This window comes from Streptomyces dysideae (assembly GCF_001514305.1).
GTDB classification, from domain to species: domain Bacteria; phylum Actinomycetota; class Actinomycetes; order Streptomycetales; family Streptomycetaceae; genus Streptomyces; species Streptomyces dysideae.
In genome coordinates this window covers 261,967-274,450 of the sequence record NZ_KQ949078.1, presented here as the reverse complement: position 1 = coordinate 274,450, position 12,484 = coordinate 261,967, and the positions used below count along the sequence as shown (strand labels likewise).

Sequence of the window (12,484 nt, the reverse complement as noted above, 5' to 3'; positions counted from 1 at the left end):
GGTACCCGGGCGTCCCGGACCGGAACGACCGGACCTTTCAGGGAGGCGACACGAATGGGCCATGGGGGTCCCCCCGCTCGAGCGAAGCCGAGAGTGGGGGAGGGTGCATCATTCTCATCGCCGCGGGAGCCATCCTCACGTTCGCGACCGACTGGGAGATGGAGGGGGTCAACCTCGACCTGGTCGGCATCATCCTGATGATCGTCGGGCTGATCGGGGTCACGACGTTCAGCAGCATCGCGCGGCGGCGGCGCGTGGTGGTGCCGCCCTCGACACCGGTCATCGACGAAGAGCCGCACCGCCACCGGCGGGACGGATACAGCGACGGTTACGGCGCCTGAGTGGTGTCCAACCCGGCGAGCACCAGCGGAAGACGGCCGGCGCCCTCGTCCGTGAGCCGGACGGGCACACCCCAGTCCAGCTGGTGCACATGGCAGGCCAGAAGTCCAGGACGACGATGCGTCCCCGCAGGTCGGCGAGGCTGTACGGACGGCCGCCCGTGTTCAGCCAGCCGCCCTTGCCGGTCAGCTCTGGGGCGCGGACCCGGGCACGGCGGGCAGTCGGGGCCGGGGCGGAATCGGTCATGGATCAAGGGTGCCACCCGGCACTGACAGTCACGTCAGCGCATGCCCGGTGGTGGCGTCCACGTGGTCCGGTACGTCGTCGTGGCGGTCGCCGACGGTGAGCGTGCCGGTGGGTTCGAACAGGAGGAGGGCGGTCGGGACGGGCGTGTACGGCTTGTGCTCGGTGCCGCGCGGGACCGTGAACACGCTGCCGCGGGGCAGGACGACCGTGCGCTCGCCTTCCCTCTCCCGTAGGGAGATGTGCAGTTCGCCGTCGAGGACCAGGAAGAACTCGTCGGTGTGGTCGTGCACGTGCCAGACGTGCTCGCCGTGGACCTTGGCGATCCGGACGTCGTAGTCGTTGACGGCGGTGACGATACGCGGGCTCCACCGGTCGCTGAAGGAGGCGAGGGCCTGGGCGAGGGAGACGGGTTCCTGAGGCATGCCGTCATCGTGCGGGGTGCCCGGGGCGGCGTACGAGTGCTAGAAATCGCACATGCCGCAAGGATCCTCTCAACCGCATCGCGTGGTCCTGGTCGTCGACGAGAACTCGAACCCCTTCGAGATGAGCTGTGCCATCGAGGTGTTCGGGCTGCGGCGGCCCGAGCTGGGCCGGGAGCTGTACGACTTCACGCTCTGCGCGGCCGGCCCCGAGACCCGCATGCGGGACGGCTTCTTCACGCTCACCGGGGTGGCCGGGCTGGAGGCGGCGGAGACGGCGGACACCCTGATCGTGCCGAACCGCCCGGACACGGACGCCCCCCGCTCGCCGGAGGTGCTGGACGCCGTACGCCAGGCACACGCGCGTGGCGCCCGCCTGCTCGGCTTCTGCTCCGGTGCCTTCACGATGGCGGAGGCCGGCCTGCTGGACGGACGGCGGGCGGCGTGCCACTGGATGTGGGCGAAGGCCTTCCGGGCGCGTTTTCCGCGGGTACGGCTGGAGCCGGACGTGCTGTTCGTGGACGACGGGGACATCCTCACCGCGTCCGGCAGCGCGTCGGCGCTCGATCTGGGCCTGCACGTCGTACGCCGGGACCATGGCGCCGAGATCGCCAACCACGTCTCCCGGCGGCTCGTCTTCGCCGCTCACCGGGACGGCGGACAGCGGCAGTTCGTGGAACGCCCGGTGCCCGAGGTGCCCGACGAGTCGCTGGGCCCGCTGCTGGCCTGGGCGCAGGAACGGCTGGGCGAGCCGCTGAGTGTGGCCGAGCTGGCCGCGCGGGCGGCGGTGTCGCCGGCGACCCTCCACCGGCGCTTCCGGGCGCAGCTGGGGACGACGCCGCTGGCGTGGCTGACCGGGGAGCGGGTGGCGCTGGCGTGCCGGCTGATCGAGCGGGGTGAGGAACGGCTGGACGTGGTGGCCGCGAGGACCGGCCTGGGGACCGCCGCCAACCTCCGGGCGCGGCTGCGGCGCGAGACGGGACTCAGCCCGTCGGCCTACCGGCGGCGTTTCGGACCCGCCGGCGGGGAACCGGTGACCGTATGAGATTCCTCGTACGCGACCGGCTCCTCGGCATCGGCGACGACTACTGGATCGAGGACGACCGCGGCAACAAGGTGTTCCTCGTCGACGGCAAGGCGATGCGGCTGCGGGACACCTTCGAGCTGAAGGACACGCAGGGGCGCGTCCTCATCGACATCCGCCACAAGATGTTCGCCCTGCGCGACACGATGGTCATCGAGCGGGACGGCGACCCCCTGGCGACGATCCGCCGCAAGCGGCTGTCCCTGCTGCGCAACCACTACCGGGTGTCCCTGGCGGACGGCAGCACGGAACTCGACGTCAGCGGCAAGATCCTCGACCGGGAGTTCGCCGTCGAGTACGACGGCGAACTGCTGGCGGTGGTGTCCCGGCGGTGGCTGCGGGTGCGGGAGACGTACGGCGTGGACGTCGTACGGGAGGACGTGGATCCGGCGCTGCTGATCGCGGTGGCGGTGTGCGTGATCCATCTGGCGGAGAGGGAACGGGAGTCGGACTGACGGCCGGGCCGACTAACGGTCCGGCTGACGGCGCGGGGGTTGCAGCCCCAGCATCCGGTCCTTCAGCGCCGGGAACTGGTTCCTCGTCGTCGTCACCTTCGTCGGGTCGAAGTCGACGGTGAGGATCTCCTCGTCCGGTCCGGCCTCCGCCAGCACCTCGCCCCACGGGTCGACCACGATCGAGTGACCGGCCTGCGGAACCCCCGCGTGGGTGCCGGCCGTTCCACAGGCGAGTACGAACGCCTGGTTCTCCACCGCCCGTGCCTGAGCCAGCAGCGTCCAGTGCGCCCGGCGGCGCTCAGGCCAGCCCGCCGGGAGGACGAAGACCTCGGCACCGAGGTCGACCAGCCCACGGAAGAGCTCGGGGAACCGGAGGTCGTAACAGGTGGCCACACCGAGGACGGTCTCGGGCAGCCGGACCGTGACCAGTTCCGCCCCGGCCCCCATCAGCACGGCCTCACCCTTGTCGAACCCGAAGCGGTGGATCTTCCGGTACGCGGCGGCCAGGTCACCGGAGGGAGAGAAGACGAGGGAGGTGTTGTAGAGCGGCCCTTCCGGGGTGCGCTCGGGAATCGACCCGGCGTGCAGCCACACACCGGCGTCGCTCGCCGCCTTGGCCATCGCTTCGTACGTCGGCCCCTCGAGCGGCTCGGCCTCGCTCCCGAACTCCTCGTACGCGAACGCCCCCGTGGTCCACAGCTCCGGCAGCACGACGAGGTCGGTGCCCGCCTGACCCCGTACCAGCGAAGCCATCCGCCTCCTACGAGATTCAACCGATTCGCCCTCATCTACGGCGATCTGGATCAGCGAGGCGCGCACACTACCACCGTCCTGGCATTCGACCTGTCGATACGGGCCTACGATCGTCACACGAAAGCACTGCCGGGGTGCCTCGCAGCAGCGTAACTTAGCGTTCCAAGACACCCGCCGACAGCCACCTCCCACTGGCACCGCCGCCACCACCAGCCCGAGTTCCCACCGCCGAGGGGTCCCGTTCCGTGAGTCTGCATCCCACCCTCCAGCCCTACGCCGACGCCTGGACCCACTCCATCGAAGCAATATCCGAGCTGGTGCAGCCGCTCGTGGAAGGGGAGTGGAACCGGCGGACGCCGTGCCCGGCCTGGTCGGTCCGGGATGTGATCTCCCATGTGATCGGCCTGGACAACGAGATGCTGGGCGACCCGCGCCCCATCCACACGCTTCCGCGCGACCTGTTCCACGTCACCAACGACCACCAGCGTTACATGGAGATGCAGGTCGACGTCCGCCGCCACCACACGGCGCCGGAGATGACGTCCGAGCTCGAGTACACGATCATCCGCCGCAACCGCCAGCTCCGGAACGAGTCCCGCGATCCCGGCACCAAGGTGCGCGGCCCGCTGGGCACCGAGCTCACCCTGGAAGAGGCCATGCGGGGCCACGCCTTCGACATCTGGGTCCACGAACAGGACCTGCGCACCGCCCTCGGCCGCCCCGGCAACCTCGACTCCCCCGGCGCGCACGTGGCCCGCGACGTCCTGCTGGACGCGCTCCCCGAGATCGTCGCCAACAGGTCGAACGCGCCCCGCAGCTCGGCGATCGTCTTCGACGTCCACGGCCCGATCGAGTTCCTCCGCACGATCCGCGTGGACATCCAGGGCCGCGGCACCCTCGAAACGGCCCCCGCCCTGGGCCCCGCCGCCACCCTCACCCTCGACTGGGAAACCTACGTCCGCCTGGCCTGCGGCCGCGTGACGCCGGAGGCGGCGGCGGACCGGGTGAAGGCGGAGGGCGATCCGGAACTGTCGGGCGCGATCCTGCGGAACTTCGTGGTGACGCAGTAGGGAGCAGTAGGGAAACGACGGGACGTTCTGACGCCGGGCAGCGATATCCATGCTGTCCGGCGGCATCCCGGGCTTCGCCCACCTCACCCTGGTCCCGGCCCGCCGGCCTGCGCCCCCGCGCGACTACGCCGGCACATGCACCGTCTCCACCCGGCTCGCAACCAACCGCTCCCGCTCCCGCCGAGCCGCCTGCTTCCGCAACCGCAGAATCTGGCTCACCCCCAGCGCCTGCAGAACGAACACCGCCGAGAACGCCACCCGGTACTCGTCCCCGGTCGCATCCAACAGCACCCCGACCGCGAACAGCGTCGTCATCGAGGCGACGAAGCCCCCCATGTTCGTGATCCCGGACGCCGTCCCCTGCCGCTCCGGCGGATTCGCCGGCCGCGCGAAGTCGAACCCGAGCATCGAGGCCGGCCCGCACGCACCGAGCACGGCACACAGCACCACCAGCAGCCACATCGGGGCATGCGCGGCGGGATACCCGAGCGTCGCCGCCCACAGCACGGCCGTAGCCCCCACGGTCCCCAGCGCCAACGGCAGCCGCGCCCCGTGATGCCGTGCGACGACCTGCCCGTAGACCAGCCCGACGACCATGTTCGACAGCACGACGAGCGTGAGCAGTTCGCCGGCCGTCGCCCGCGACAGCCCCTGCGCCTCCACCAGGAACGGCATCCCCCACAGCAGCAGGAACACCATCGCCGGGAACTGCGTCGTGAAGTGCACCCACAGCCCGAGCCGCGTCCCCGGCTCCCGCCATGACGCCGCGATCTGCCGCCGTACGTAGGCCACGCCCTGATGCGGGAGCGGCTCCGGCTCGTGCCCCTCGGGATGGTCCTTCAGGAACAGCAGCACCAGTACGAGCACCACGGCCCCCGCCACCGCGCTCCCCGCGAAGGCCGCGGTCCACCCCACCCCGTGCAGCAGCCGGGCCAGCACCAGCGTGGACACCAGGTTCCCGGCCATCCCCACCAGCCCCGCGAACTGCGCGACCAGCGGCCCGCGCCGCGCCGGGAACCACCGCGCGCCCAGCCGCAGCACGCTGATGAACGTCATCGCGTCTCCGCACCCGAGCAGCGCGCGCGAGGCGAGCGCCATGCCGTACGAGGGTGAGAAGGCGAACCCGAGCTGCCCGACCGTGAAGAGCACCGCCCCCAGCCCCAGCACCTTCTTGGTGCCGAGCCGGTCGACCAGTACCCCCACGGGTATCTGCATGCCCGCGTACACGAGCAGCTGAAGGATCGAGAAGGTCGACAGCGCGGAGGCGTTGACATGGAAGCGGTCGGCGGCGTCGAGGCCGGCGACACCGAGGGACGTGCGGAAGACGACGGCGACGAAGTAGACGGCGACGCCTATGCCCCAGACGGCGACGGCACGGCGTCCGCCGGGCGGATCACCGGGCAGTGCGGCGCTGCTCATCGCGCCTCGCCCCGGGCCAGATGGGAGAACCAGCCGACGTGCCGCCGGACCACCGTCACGGCCTCCTCCGCATCCCCCGAGCGCAGGGCGTTCAGGATCTCCTCGTGCTCGACGAGGGTCTTGGCGATCCGGTCGGGATGGGAGTGCAGGACGGCGACGCCCATCCGCAACTGCCGGTCGCGCAGCTGGTCGTAGAGCCGGGAGAGGATCTCGTTCCCGCCGCTGCGGACGATCTCGGCGTGGAAGCAGCGGTCGGTGACGGCGGCCGCGGCGAGGTCCCCGGCGGCGGCCTGCTCCTTCTGCCGGGCGAGCAGTTCCTCGAGCCGCGCGACCAGCCCGGCGGGGGCGGGCACGGCCTTCCTGGCCGCGTGCTCCTCCACCAGCAGCCGCGTCTCCACCACATCGGCGATCTCCTGCGCGGAGACCGGCAGCACCAGCGCGCCCTTCTTCGGGTAGAGCTTGATCAGCCCCTCGACCTCAAGCCGCAGCAGCGCCTCCCGCACCGGCGTCCGCGACACCCCGACGGCCTCGGCGAGCTCGCCCTCGGTGAGGAGGGTCCCGCCCTCGTAACGGCGCTCCAGGACGGCCTGCTTGACGTGGGTGTAGACGCGGTCGGCGGCGGGGGGTTGCCTGACGGCGAGGCTGCTCATGTCGACAGCATAGATACAACACGTACGCATGAGGGGATACGTCCCAGCATGCGAAACAAACCCAGATGCCAGAGCCGGCCTACCCGCGAATACGCGACCCCGCCCAACCACCCCACAACCTTCTGTGCTACTCACGTGTCACACACGTGCGGCCCCCTTCTCGCCTCCACGGCCACCATGGCCCCAGACCTCAACTCGGCCGCATCACAGCCGCATTCAACTTAATCGGGGTACCTCACTTGATAATCGGCATTCAGGGCATCCGTATCCGCCGAGCTGCCGCCGTCACCGTGACCAGTGGCGCGATGCTCGCGACCGTTGCCCTCTCCGCGGCGCCCGCGCAGGCCGTCACCGCGCCCACGATCGCCGCCAAGGGCGGCTACGTGATGAACAACGCGAACGGCAAGACGCTGTACACCAAGGCCGCGGACACCAAGCGCTCCACCGGCTCCACGACCAAGATCATGACCGCGAAGGTCGTGCTCGCGCAGCCGAACCTCAACCTGAACGCCAAGGTCAAGATCCAGATGGCGTACAGCGACTACATCGTGAAGAACAACGCCTCGTCCGCCCGGCTCATCGTCGGCGACAAGGTCACCGTCCGCCAGCTGCTCTACGGCCTGATGCTGCCGTCGGGCTGCGACGCGGCGTACGCCCTCGCCGACAAGTTCGGCACCGGCACGACGCGGGCGGCACGCGTGAAGTCGTTCATCGGCAAGATGAACACCACCGCGAAGAACCTGGGCCTGAAGAACACCCACTTCGACTCGTTCGACGGCATCGGCAACGGCGCCAACTACTCGACACCGCGCGACCTGACGAAGCTCACCCGCAGCGCGCTGAAGAGCTCCACGTTCCGCACGATCGTCAAGACGAAGTCGTACACCGCCAAGACGATCACCAAGACCGGCTCCACCCGCACGATGGCCGCGTGGAAGAACACCAACACCCTCCTCGGCAGCTACACCGGCACGATCGGCGTGAAGACCGGCTCCGGCCCCGAGGCCAAGTACTGCCTCGTCTTCGCCGCCACCCGCAACGGCAAGACGGTCATCGGCACGGTCCTCGCCTCTACGAGCAGCACCCAGCGGGCGACGGACGCGAAGAAGCTCATGAACTACGGGTTCGCGAAGCTGGGCTGACCCACCGGCACAGAGGTACGTGAGAGAAGGGGCCCGCCGCCGATGAGCGGTGGGCCCCTTCTGCCTTGGGCGGCCTGCCCGGCGGGCACCGTAATGGAGGCCCTCCGTCATACACCTGCCGATGACGTCCCGTTGGGGAATCGGCGATCTTTCCCCTCGCGATCGTGAAGCTTCTCGCGTGAGTTGGCATATTCGATTTGCTCCGCCATACCGTCCGCGACGGAGGTGGTTCACATGATCGAACCCAGCAAGCACCAGCCCGACCCGCGGACACAGCACGACGCGATCGATGCCGGCGACTTCGTGTACGCGGCCACCGGGGCCCGGGTCCGGAGGCTGACGATGCCGGACGGGACGCACTGGTTCCCGGCGGTGGATGTCTGCAAGGAGTTGGGGCACACCAACTCGAGGAAGGCACTCTCCGACCATGTCCCTGAGGAGCACCGAGAGATTCTCGAGACCGTAACTGGAGGTTACGGTCTCAGCATTCCCGCAGGTAGAGAGTGGCGCCGAGACATGAATCTCATCGATCTCCAAGGCCTGATCCTTCTCGTCAACGCCTGCACGAAGCCCGCCTGCGCCCCCTTCAAGCAGTGGGTCGCCGAGGTGATCGAGACTGTCCAGCGCGAGGGGTCCTACGCCCTTGAGGAGGCCGAGGTACAACCCGCCGACCCGGGTGCCCCGATCGCGTACGTGATGCCGGAGCAGGTTGCCGAGGCCATCGTCCGGCTCGAAGAGCGCAATCTTCAGGCCGACGAACAACTCGCCGCCGCCCAGCACAGGTCACTCGCCCTGCAACAGGAGATGGTGGAAATGCAGCGCGCCACCCTCGCCGCGCAGCAGGCCATCGCCCAGGCCATGGACCGCATCGCGAACCGGCTCGACGTCCTGGCCCTCGACCGCCCGGCACCCGCGGCGGGCCTTTCCGCACACCCGACCACCGAAGCCGTACTGGCCGACTGGCGGCATCGGCTGTCCGTGACGTCGGACGTGTGGGCGGTGGCGGTGGTGATCGCGCCGGTTCTCGTCGAGCAAGGCGAGCTGCGTCAGCCGCTCGCGTCGATCGCTGCCCGTACGGGACTCTCGGTGCACCGTGTCAACGAATGCCTGCGCCTGCTGCGCAAGCACGCCTGCATCCACTCCCGGGGCGCCAGCGAGGACGGGGAGCCGGTTTACGTACTCGAGCTTCCCTGACCGGCCTCGGTGAATGACTGAAAGAAAAAGAAGGGGCGGCCGCAATCAGAACTTGCGGCCGTCCCTTCAGATTTCAACCTATACCGTCCCGGACCGTCACGACCAGGTGATCAACCTCTTCGGCTGCTCCAGAATCGCCGCCACATCGGCCAGCACCTTGGAGCCCAACTCCCCGTCCACCAGCCGGTGATCGAAGCTGAGCGCCAGTGTCGTCACCTGGCGCGGCTTCACCTTGCCCTTGTGGACCCACGGCTGGAGCTTGATCGCGCCGACCGCGAGGATCGCGGACTCGCCGGGGTTGAGGATCGGTGTGCCGGTGTCGATGCCGAAGACGCCGACGTTGGTGATGGTCACCGTGCCGCCCTGCATGGCGGCGGGCGATGTCTTGCCTTCCCGCGCCGTCGACACCAACTCGCCCAGCGCCGACGCCAGCTGCGGCAGCGTCTTCTCGTGGGCGTCCTTGATGTTCGGGACGATCAGGCCGCGCGGGGTGGCCGCGGCGATGCCCAGGTTGACGTAGTGCTTGCGCACGATCTCCTGGTTGGCCTCGTCCCAGGACGCGTTGACGTCCGGGTTGCGCTTGATGGCGACCAGCAGGGCCTTGGCGATCAGCAGGAGCGGGTTCACCCGCAGGCCCTGCATCTCCTGATCCTGCTTCAGCTCCTCGACCAGCTTCATCGTGCGCGTCACGTCCACCGTCACGAACTCCGTGACATGCGGGGCGGTGAAGGCGGATCCGACCATCGCCGCCGCCGTCGCCTTGCGGACGCCCTTGACCGGGATACGGGTCTCGCGCGCCGTGTCGTACGTCGGCACGGGTGCCGGAGCGGCGACGGGCGCTGCCGGCACCGGCTCGGGGGCGGCCATCGGCGGGGCCGCCGCCGCGTGCACGTCCTCGCGCGTGATGATGCCGTCCGGGCCCGACGGGGTCACCGTCGCCAGGTCGACGCCCAGGTCCTTCGCCAGCTTGCGCACCGGTGGCTTGGCGAGGGGACGGTCCTGCACCTGGCCGGGGCCGTGACCATGGCCGTTCAGCTCCGGCTGGACGGTCTGGATCGGCGCCGATGCCACCTGCGCCGGGACCTCGGGGCCCTTGCGCGGGCGACGCTTCGTCGAGGACGCCGCCACGCCGTAGCCGACCAGGACCGGCTGACGTCCCTGCGGCTTCTGCTCCTCCGGCTCCGCGGCGGCCGGGGTCTCCGCGACGGCCGGCGTCTCCGCCACCTCCGCCGCTCGGCCCGACACGTCCACCGCGATGATCGGCGTGCCGACATCCACCGTGGTGCCCTCGGGGAAGTGCACGTCGCGCACGACCCCGTCGTAGGGGATGGGGAGTTCCACGGCCGCCTTGGCGGTCTCGACCTCGCACACCACCTGGCCGTCGGTGACCGTGTCGCCGGGCTGGACGTACCACTTGAGGATCTCGGCCTCGGTCAGGCCCTCGCCCACATCGGGCATCTTGAACTCGCGCACGGACGCTTCAGTCATCGTCGTCACGTCCCTCTCCTCAGTACGCCAGGGCACGGTCGACGGCGTCGAGTACCCGGTCCAGGCCCGGCAGGTACTCGTCCTCCAGGCGGGCCGGCGGATACGGGGCGTGGTAGCCGCCGACCCTGAGTACCGGGGCCTCCAGGTGGTAGAAGCAGCGCTCCGTGATCCTCGCCGCGATCTCCGCACCCGAGCCGAAGAACACCGGGGCCTCGTGGACCACGACCAGGCGGCGGGTCTTCTCCACCGACGCCTGGATGGCGTCGAAGTCGAGGGGGGACACCGAGCGCAGGTCCAGGACCTCCAGGGAGCGGCCCTCCTCGGCGGCGGCGTTCGCGACCTCCTGGCAGAGCTTCACCATCGGGCCGTAGGCAACCAGGGTGAGGTCGGTGCCCTCCCTGACGACACGCGCCTTGTGCAGCGGGCCCGGGATCGCCTCGGTGTTGACCTCGCCCTTGTCCCAGTAGCGCCGCTTCGGCTCGAAGAAGATCACCGGGTCGTCGCTCTGGATGGCCTGCTGCATCATCCAGTAGGCGTCGCCGGCGTTCGACGGGCTGACGATCTTCAGGCCCGCCACGTGCGCGAAGAGCGACTCGGGGGACTCACTGTGGTGCTCGACCGCGCCGATGCCGCCGCCGTAGGGGATGCGGACGACGACCGGGAGCTTGACCTTGCCCAGGGAGCGCGCGTGCATCTTCGCGAGCTGCGTGACGATCTGGTCGTAGGCCGGGAAGACGAAGCCGTCGAACTGGATCTCCACGACCGGGCGGTAGCCGCGGAGGGCCAGGCCGATCGCCGTGCCCACGATGCCGGACTCGGCGAGAGGGGTGTCGATGACCCGGCTCTCGCCGAAGTCCTTCTGGAGGCCGTCCGTCACGCGGAACACGCCGCCGAGCTTGCCGACGTCCTCGCCCATGATGAGGACCTTGGGGTCCGCGTCCAGGGCGTGGCGCAGCGATTCGTTGATCGCCTTGGCCAGCGCCATGTTCTTAGTAGTCTCCGCCGCCATGATCAGACCCCCTCGTCCGCGAACGACGCCTGGTAGGCGGCGAACTGGGCTCGCTCCTCATCGACGAGCGCGTGCCCGTCCGCGTACACGTTCTCGAAGATGGCGAAGTGGTCCGGGTCCGGCATGGCGCGGACCGCCTCGCGCACTCGTTTGCCCAACGCCTCGCTCTCGGCCTCGAGTTCCGCGAAAAATCCCTCGTCCGCGTGGTTTGAGGCCTCCAGGAAGCGGCGAAGGCGCAGGATCGGGTCCTTGGCCTCCCAGGCGAGACGCTCCTCGTCACCCCGGTACCGGGAGGGGTCGTCGGAGGTGGTGTGGGCGCCCATGCGGTACGTGTACGCCTCGACCAGCGTCGGGCCCTCGCCGCTGCGGGCCCGCTCCAGGGCCCACTTGGTGACGGCCAGGCTGGCGAGGACGTCGTTGCCGTCGACGCGTACGCCGGGGAAGCCGTAGCCCTGCGCGCGCTGGTACAGCGGCACCCGGGTCTGCTTCTCGGTGGGCTCGGAGATCGCCCACTGGTTGTTCTGGCAGAAGAAGACGACCGGGGCGTTGTAGACCGCGGAGAAGGTGAACGACTCGGCCACATCACCCTGGCTGCTCGCGCCGTCGCCGAAGTACGCGATGACCGCGCTGTCGGCTCCGTCCTTGGTGATGCCCATCGCGTAGCCCGTGGCGTGCAGCGTCTGGGAGCCGATGACGATCGTGTAGAGGTGGAAGTTGTTGCCGTTCGGGTCCCAGCCGCCGTTGTTGACGCCGCGGAACATGCCGAGCAGGTTGGTCGGGTCGACTCCGCGGCACCAGGCGACGCCGTGTTCGCGGTAGGTCGGGAAGACGTAGTCGTCGTCGCGCAGGGCCCGGCCGGAGCCGATCTGGGCGGCCTCCTGGCCGAGCAGCGACGCCCACAGGCCCAGTTCGCCCTGGCGCTGCAGGGAGGTGGCCTCGGCGTCGAAGCGCCGGGTGAGCACCATGTCGCGGTACAGACCACGGAGCTCTTCGGGGGTGATGTCGTCGACGTACTTGTCGTACTCGGCATTCTTGACGCGTTCGCCCTCAGGCGTCAGCAGCTGCACCGGCTCGTGCTCGGCGTCCGGCGACTTCCTTGCGGTCGTTCGCTTGCCGGCCGTGCTCTTGGTACCGGCGCTGCGTCGCGGCTTGCGCGCGGCAGTGCTCTCCACGGTCACGTGTGCTCCTCCGTCGGTCCGGCTCCCGGGTTCGCCGG

Annotated in this window: 13 protein-coding genes; 6 read left to right on the top strand and 7 right to left on the bottom strand. The window is 69.7% G+C overall.

The features are described 5' to 3' along the window. Positions 1-107: 107 nt before the first annotated feature. Positions 108-341, top strand: coding sequence for a hypothetical protein (locus AQJ91_RS09665; RefSeq protein WP_067018776.1), 234 nt, complete (start codon positions 108-110; stop codon positions 339-341). 273 nt (positions 342-614) lie between these two features. Here AQJ91_RS09665 and AQJ91_RS09660 read toward each other — a convergent pair whose 3' ends face one another. Continuing rightward, the gene (locus AQJ91_RS09660) at positions 615-1,007 is read right to left on the bottom strand and encodes a cupin domain-containing protein (RefSeq protein ID WP_067018463.1); all 393 of its coding nucleotides are present in this window, start codon (positions 1,005-1,007) and stop codon (positions 615-617) included. Between the two features lie 52 nt (positions 1,008-1,059). Here AQJ91_RS09660 and AQJ91_RS09655 point away from each other — a divergent pair, with 52 nt between their 5' ends. Further along, a complete protein-coding gene (locus AQJ91_RS09655; protein WP_067018461.1) occupies positions 1,060-2,049 on the top strand; it encodes a GlxA family transcriptional regulator in 990 nt (329 codons plus the stop codon). Beyond that, positions 2,046-2,543, top strand: a complete 498-nt coding sequence (locus AQJ91_RS09650; RefSeq protein WP_067018459.1) for an LURP-one-related/scramblase family protein — start codon at positions 2,046-2,048, stop codon at positions 2,541-2,543. The genes AQJ91_RS09655 and AQJ91_RS09650 overlap by 4 nt, the downstream gene beginning before the upstream one ends. 12 nt (positions 2,544-2,555) lie before the next feature. On the opposite strand, the gene AQJ91_RS09645 is transcribed toward AQJ91_RS09650, so the two are convergent. Further along, a complete protein-coding gene (locus AQJ91_RS09645) occupies positions 2,556-3,362 on the bottom strand; it encodes a carbon-nitrogen family hydrolase (protein WP_067018457.1) in 807 nt (268 codons plus the stop codon). 179 nt (positions 3,363-3,541) lie between these two features. Here AQJ91_RS09645 and AQJ91_RS09640 point away from each other — a divergent pair, with 179 nt between their 5' ends. Further along, the gene (locus AQJ91_RS09640) at positions 3,542-4,366 is read left to right on the top strand and encodes a maleylpyruvate isomerase family mycothiol-dependent enzyme (RefSeq protein WP_067018455.1); all 825 of its coding nucleotides are present in this window, start codon (positions 3,542-3,544) and stop codon (positions 4,364-4,366) included. Between the two features lie 123 nt (positions 4,367-4,489). Here the strand turns inward: AQJ91_RS09640 and AQJ91_RS09635 are convergent, their stop codons facing one another. After that, positions 4,490-5,785 carry an MFS transporter gene (locus AQJ91_RS09635; protein ID WP_067018453.1) on the bottom strand — a complete coding sequence of 432 codons (1,296 nt, stop codon included), beginning with the start codon at positions 5,783-5,785 and terminating at the stop codon, positions 4,490-4,492. After that, positions 5,782-6,435 carry a GntR family transcriptional regulator gene (locus tag AQJ91_RS09630; RefSeq protein ID WP_067018451.1) on the bottom strand — a complete coding sequence of 218 codons (654 nt, stop codon included), beginning with the start codon at positions 6,433-6,435 and terminating at the stop codon, positions 5,782-5,784. The genes AQJ91_RS09635 and AQJ91_RS09630 overlap by 4 nt, the downstream gene beginning before the upstream one ends. 239 nt (positions 6,436-6,674) lie before the next feature. Between AQJ91_RS09630 and AQJ91_RS09625 the strand changes: the two genes are divergently transcribed. After that, the gene (locus tag AQJ91_RS09625) at positions 6,675-7,577 is read left to right on the top strand and encodes a D-alanyl-D-alanine carboxypeptidase family protein (protein ID WP_067018449.1); all 903 of its coding nucleotides are present in this window, start codon (positions 6,675-6,677) and stop codon (positions 7,575-7,577) included. Between the two features lie 234 nt (positions 7,578-7,811). Continuing rightward, positions 7,812-8,771, top strand: a complete 960-nt coding sequence (locus tag AQJ91_RS09620; protein ID WP_067018447.1) for a BRO-N domain-containing protein — start codon at positions 7,812-7,814, stop codon at positions 8,769-8,771. A 96-nt stretch (positions 8,772-8,867) separates the two neighbouring features. Here AQJ91_RS09620 and AQJ91_RS09615 read toward each other — a convergent pair whose 3' ends face one another. The 3 genes from AQJ91_RS09615 to pdhA are packed head-to-tail and all read right to left on the bottom strand — an operon-like array spanning position 8,868 to position 12,446. Next, positions 8,868-10,268, bottom strand: coding sequence for a dihydrolipoamide acetyltransferase family protein (locus AQJ91_RS09615; RefSeq protein WP_067018445.1), 1,401 nt, complete (start codon positions 10,266-10,268; stop codon positions 8,868-8,870). Between the two features lie 10 nt (positions 10,269-10,278). After that, positions 10,279-11,268 (bottom strand): alpha-ketoacid dehydrogenase subunit beta, encoded by a 990-nt coding sequence (locus AQJ91_RS09610; protein WP_067018443.1) that lies wholly within the window; start codon positions 11,266-11,268, stop codon positions 10,279-10,281. A gap of 2 nt (positions 11,269-11,270) precedes the next feature. Further along, complete coding sequence (gene pdhA / locus AQJ91_RS09605; protein ID WP_067018441.1) at positions 11,271-12,446, bottom strand: pyruvate dehydrogenase (acetyl-transferring) E1 component subunit alpha; 1,176 nt, start codon at positions 12,444-12,446, stop codon at positions 11,271-11,273. Positions 12,447-12,484 lie beyond the last annotated feature (38 nt).